The organism is Candidatus Poribacteria bacterium (genome assembly GCA_026706025.1).
Lineage (GTDB): Bacteria > Poribacteria > WGA-4E > WGA-4E > WGA-3G > WGA-3G.
In genome coordinates this window covers 1-5,231 of record JAPOZO010000004.1, presented here as the reverse complement: position 1 = coordinate 5,231, position 5,231 = coordinate 1, and the positions used below count along the sequence as shown (strand labels likewise).

The following is a 5,231-nucleotide window of genomic DNA, read 5'->3' as shown; positions in this document are numbered from 1 at the left end:
CGACAGATGCCGAAGAAGGTGAAGGCTGGTTGGAATGGCACCAAGACAGCGGACGTGTCAACATTGAAATGGAAACCCATCCACGTCCACGTCTTTCCCTGAAAGTGGCATATTTCCTCACAGATGTCTCTGAACCCGGACGCGGTAACTTCTACATCCGTCCGGGCAGCCATCTAAAGTCAGATATGTCGGTTCCAGAATATGAAATCAGCCGGGACCCACGTGAAGCAACTGCGGACGATGTCCCTGACGATGCGATGCCAGTCTGTGTGGAACCCGGAACCGCCGTTTTGTTTGATAGACGGCTCTGGCATTCACGCAGTCCGAACCACTCGCAAATGACCCGGAAGGCACTCTTCTACGGCTACGGGTATCGCTGGATCCGTCCAAAAGACGAGATGACGGTTGAACCGCTCTATGAACGCTGTGACGCGGTTCGTCGGCAGCTGCTCGGTGCCGCCACCCGAAACAACGGACGATATGTCCCTTCTGAAGATGATGTGCCCTTGCGTGGATGGCTCATCGAAAATCTCGGCGACAACCCTGCTTATGCAATGGGACCTCGGCACGCTTAAACTGTAGAATGGAAGGATGGAAGATAACTCCCTCCAATCTCCCAATCGGATAAAAAAAGGAAGGATGGAAAACTGACCCGTCTTCCATTCTTCCATGCCTCTGTTCACTCTCCCGCTTATTACCTTCTATCTAAACGCAAATTAAGGAGCGTTCCCATGAAAACTATATCACTTATTTGCATTTTGGCAGCACTTACTCTGCCCAGTGCGTTCGCCGCACCCGAATGGAAACCCTACGACGATTTTGAGGGTGATTTAGACGCAATCGACGAAACTCCGGGACAGATACCAGATCTCGGCACGAAATGGGTCCAGTTTGTCCCTGAAAACCGCTTAGAGATGGGTATCAAAGACGGCACGTTTCAGATGAAAGTCAAAAGTCCCGGGGGCCGCGATCCGGGTTTCAAACTTGTTTTCGGATGGGATCCGCGCGATATCCTCGGTATCCAGTTCACCGTGAAAGTCGCTGAACTCTCTAAAGCCGGTGGGTGGTTCGGGGTGCTGTGTACCAACGAGGAACCGAATTGGAAGAATCCGAATTGGGTTTTCGGTATGTCGCCAAGTCATCAACACAACTGGGGCCCGAAAGGTGTGTTTGGTTCCGGTTCTGTCGGGCAGCTCGGCGGTTGGGAGGCATTCTCCTATGAAGACATCCCTGAAAACACGAATATGCTCCGGACGCTCCGTCTGGAATGGAACGACGCAAAGCATGAAATGGCTGTCACGGTTGATCCGGGTGAAAAGACGGAGTGGAAAAAGGACGCCATCTCTTCTAACGCCGACTTAGGCGAATTCCCGTGGTGGAGCATCTATCTTACTGCAGATCAAGAGGTTGAAGTTGCTGTTGATGATGTTTTCGTAAAGTCGGAGAGCCTGCCTTATCCCGTAGAAGCACGCGGCAAATTGGCTTCACGCTGGGGCGAAATAAAGTTGGTGGATTAGTGTATACCCTCCACTATCTCAACCCCACCTCGGGGTATCATAGGTTTATTCAAGGGTTTTCGATTTAATAATGTTTTTGCCAACTTTTTAAAACACGAGTCCCTAGTGGTCTAAGTTCTCGATCACAAGGATTGAAAATATCATTACATAACCGAAAACCGTCCAAAATTCTGCCTACCTGATATGAAAAATTTCTGCATTTTTCTGAACCTTTTCAAGAAATTTCATCCTCAGTTAAGAAGTAACTCTGTAATGCCCAATGTTAATCACGTTTTCAGATCAAAGAGGAATTTTCACATGCCCATTAGAGTTGGATTTTTAATGTCGAAAAAAAGAACGCTTGCGCAGGTTTTTCAGTTAACTTTATTCGCAATATTGATTGCATTGATTTTTAATTCAAGCAATCCGATACAGTCCAAAGATTTAATAAATTTTTCAATTTTTTCACTAATGTGGTGTGGTCTATCGGCTATAATGCAAAGAGGATGGATACCTGACCGATGGTGGGTTCATATAACTGCGTTAGTGGGAACTATCGTCTGGTCACTTGTTATTTCTCGTTACATATAGATTTGAGAAGTTAGAATGCAGCCCCGCGTATTCCAACACAGGCTTCCCAATCGCACTTGAAACAGGACAGTAAGTGTACTTGCTTCCGTGATACATAGTATGCTTTTTATTTTGGAGGATAAAGTGAAATTTCGGATTTGGAGTGAGAACAAACGCCTATTAGAACGAGTATTTGATGCAGGCCTGCTATTACTATTCATTGGAATAATTTTGAGAAAAGGAGGTCCGGCAGAGGACTTAAGAGGCTTTGGTGCTCTTTTCTTAACTTGGTGTGGAATTTCGTATGCTTTCCAATGGGCAAACTTTAAAAATTCCATTTGGAGCAACATCAGTGCCTTGTTTCTCCTCTTTCTTGCTTTTTGCTTTATAGCAGCTTTTATGACCTAAAGATATGAAAACGGATACGGGAGGCTGAAACCTCCCGTATGTAAAACACGGATACCAACTAATGCCCATGACCGCCCGTAATACCCCACACCGGGTATGACCCATTATAACTCATAGCATCTTCTATAATATTAAGCGCAGTTGTGGCCCCAGGAATTTCCTCAATCGTAGGTCTAATGTAGCGTTCCCACGCTGTACTGAGCCAACCTCCGCTGGCTTCCCTTTTCTTCACACATTCGTTGCAAGGACAATCCGAAGCGTGTTCAAAGATGGGTTCGGGACCATCATGGGCTTCACAATCGTCTGGATTCATATGTGCTGCCCCCCACAATCATTACAATGAGTCGCATGGAATGATCCATCCCCATAGTGAGCCAAACTCACAAATGGTAGGGTAATGAAAACAAACAGCATGATCCATGCCGTTAGATGCAAATGTTTATACATTCTTTTTCTCCTTGATTGGAAAGTTGTATTATGCCTAACAGAAAGGTCAGGCATTACTAAAAACATAAACCAAAACACAATCCAACCAGCCACCGTTACTTTCACTCAGACTTCACACCAAACTCCTTTTGGAGAAGTTCCCGCGCTTCAAAAAGTTTGCGCTTGACCGTGCCAAGTGGCAGATCAAGTTCCTTCGCAATAGTCTTTAGCGACATGTTGTGAAGATAAAACAATATAGCAACTTCGCGCATATCTTCAGGTTTGTTGGGTAGGTTTTGGACCGCTTCAATAGCATCTGCCTTCAATCCTTCTTATTGCGCTTTGCCTTCTAAAGCACCTGAAAGAGATGGAAGAATGGAAGAGCGGAAGAATATGATGGGAAATATCCGCATTAACCCAAAAACGCCCAAGGTGTGTTAAACCTCAGGCGTTTCCTGTTAGATTATTACGCTTGATGTCGCGCCATGTACAGTTGCAGTTGCTAATAGCGTCATAGTATTAACTGTTCTCACTGCGAAGCATGATAACTGAGCAACTGAAAACTATAGGGCTATTTATAGTAAAACTTAGAATTAAAAATACATTCCCTTCTATAATTAAAGACACTAGTTTCAACGAAAAAGATGCATCATCGCCGAACAATCAAAAAAATCTGCATCCTATACGTATGCTTACACTTGCAGGGTTTGGATTTTTGGGATTGACTCTATTGCGTGGCTGGACGGTTCATGGAAGATTGGCACTCTTAGTATCAACCGAGTGTTTTTGGTTTTTTGCTGTTCCACTTGAGTGCCATAGGGGAGAGTGTATGGAACCTACGATGCCACTTGGATATTTATTATCAAACTCACGTTTATCTCTAAAGATACCTCTTTGCTCCAGCGGAGCAACATGTCTATAGAAAAGAGGGGAAACTTCTCGCACTCCAGCGGAGTGCTATGTAAATAAATCTGTCCTATCCCCAAAATTAATACCGTGACAAAAATTTTACTCGTCCCGATAGAAAACTTGATTATTTTCAATTTTCTGGGTATAATTAATACAGTTGACTTACGCATCTCAATCTCCATTGGCGTGAGTCCGGCTAAATATTTTTTTAATAGTGGAACGAATTGGAGGAAGAAGTGGCAAGAAAAAAAATCAGCGTTATTGGTGCGGGGAATGTCGGCGCAACAGCGGCGTTTCTGATCGCACAGAAACAACTTGGGGATGTCGTCATGATAGATATAGTGGACGGTGTCCCACAAGGCAAAGCATTGGACATGGCACAAATGGGGCCCGTGGAACTGTTTGATGCCGCAGTTGACGGTGACCTGGACTACGCAGCAACCGCAGGCTCCGACTTGGTAATTATTACATCAGGTTCCCCACGTAAACCGGGGATGACGCGCGAAGATCTGTTGCAAACGAATGCGAATATCGTCGGCAGTGTCACAGAAAACGTGGTGAAGCATTCACCAGATACTATTATTATGATGCTCACCAACCCGTTGGACATCATGACCTACCATGCGTGGAAGGTTTCAGGATTCCCGTCAAATCGTGTCGTTGGTCAAGCAGGCGTGTTGGATTCGGCACGGTTCCGTTATTTTATCTCTCTTGAACTCGGTGTCTCTGTAGAAGACATCCACGCGCTCGTCCTCGGCGGACACGGCGACACAATGGTTCCGCTCCCGCGTTATACTACTGTTAACGGTATCCCGATCCCGCAGCTGATACCGGAAGATCGCATTGAAGCGATGGCACAACGGACGCGTGACGGCGGTGCTGAAATCGTTAATCTCCTGAAAACGAGTGGATATTATGCCGCCGGTTCCTCATTGGCACAGATGGCAGAAGCAATCATTCTGGACAAGAAACGGCTGCTGCCCTGCTCCGCACACCTCACCGGGCAATACGGTATTGATGATCTCTATATCGGTGTTCCTATTAAACTCGGTGGAAATGGTATAGAAGAGATTCTTGAAATTGAACTGACTGAAGCCGAACTTGGTTCTTTACAACATTCAGCGGCAACCTATCGGGAAGGGATTGCGTTGTTGGGGTATTAGATAATCCGTGGACTTGTCCTCGTGTTGAAAGAAGCACAATCAAAAGAGATCGTAACAAAATGAGGGTGAGGCATAATACGATTTGCGTTATGCACCACCCTCTATTAAATTTCACAAGGCTTTATTGCCTATTTCTCATCCTTCTTCTCGTCTTCGTCAACGACTTCATATTCAGCATCAACGACTTCGCTATCTGCGGCATCAGGTGTTGCTTCATCAGCAGCGGATGGATCTCCCGGAGCAGCACCCGGATCCGCAC

6 protein-coding genes are annotated in these 5,231 nt (G+C 45.7%); 4 read left to right on the top strand and 2 right to left on the bottom strand.

What is annotated here, in order from left to right; translation table 11 throughout:
- The 3 genes from OXH00_00925 to OXH00_00915 form a co-directional block, all read left to right on the top strand.
- Nucleotides 1–575, top strand: a 575-nt coding sequence (locus OXH00_00925; protein MCY3739560.1) for a phytanoyl-CoA dioxygenase family protein, incomplete at its 5' end; no start/stop codon positions are given.
- Nucleotides 576–731: 156 nt separating this feature from the next.
- A complete protein-coding gene (locus OXH00_00920) occupies nt 732–1,517 on the top strand; it encodes a hypothetical protein (protein MCY3739559.1) in 786 nt (261 codons plus the stop codon).
- 693 nt (nt 1,518–2,210) lie between these two features.
- On the top strand, nt 2,211–2,474 hold the full coding sequence (locus OXH00_00915) for a hypothetical protein (GenBank protein MCY3739558.1): 264 nt from the start codon (nt 2,211–2,213) through the stop codon (nt 2,472–2,474).
- 58 nt (nt 2,475–2,532) lie between these two features.
- Here OXH00_00915 and OXH00_00910 read toward each other — a convergent pair whose 3' ends face one another.
- Nucleotides 2,533–2,787: a hypothetical protein gene (locus OXH00_00910; protein MCY3739557.1), complete on the bottom strand. Its 255-nt coding sequence runs from the start codon at nt 2,785–2,787 to the stop codon at nt 2,533–2,535.
- 235 nt (nt 2,788–3,022) lie between these two features.
- Nucleotides 3,023–3,226, bottom strand: a complete 204-nt coding sequence (locus OXH00_00905) for a hypothetical protein (GenBank protein ID MCY3739556.1) — start codon at nt 3,224–3,226, stop codon at nt 3,023–3,025.
- Nucleotides 3,227–4,045: 819 nt separating this feature from the next.
- Here OXH00_00905 and mdh point away from each other — a divergent pair.
- Entirely contained in the window at nt 4,046–4,972 is a 927-nt protein-coding gene (mdh, locus tag OXH00_00900; protein ID MCY3739555.1) for a malate dehydrogenase, read from the top strand.
- Nucleotides 4,973–5,231 lie beyond the last annotated feature (259 nt).

Bases quoted from the DNA above. Each gene is read 5' to 3' on its own strand.
- OXH00_00920 (MCY3739559.1), top strand. From the start codon at position 732: ATGAAAACTATATCACTTATTTGCATTTTGGCAGCACTTACTCTGCCC.
- OXH00_00910 (MCY3739557.1), bottom strand. From the start codon at position 2,787: ATGAATCCAGACGATTGTGAAGCCCATGATGGTCCCGAACCCATCTTT.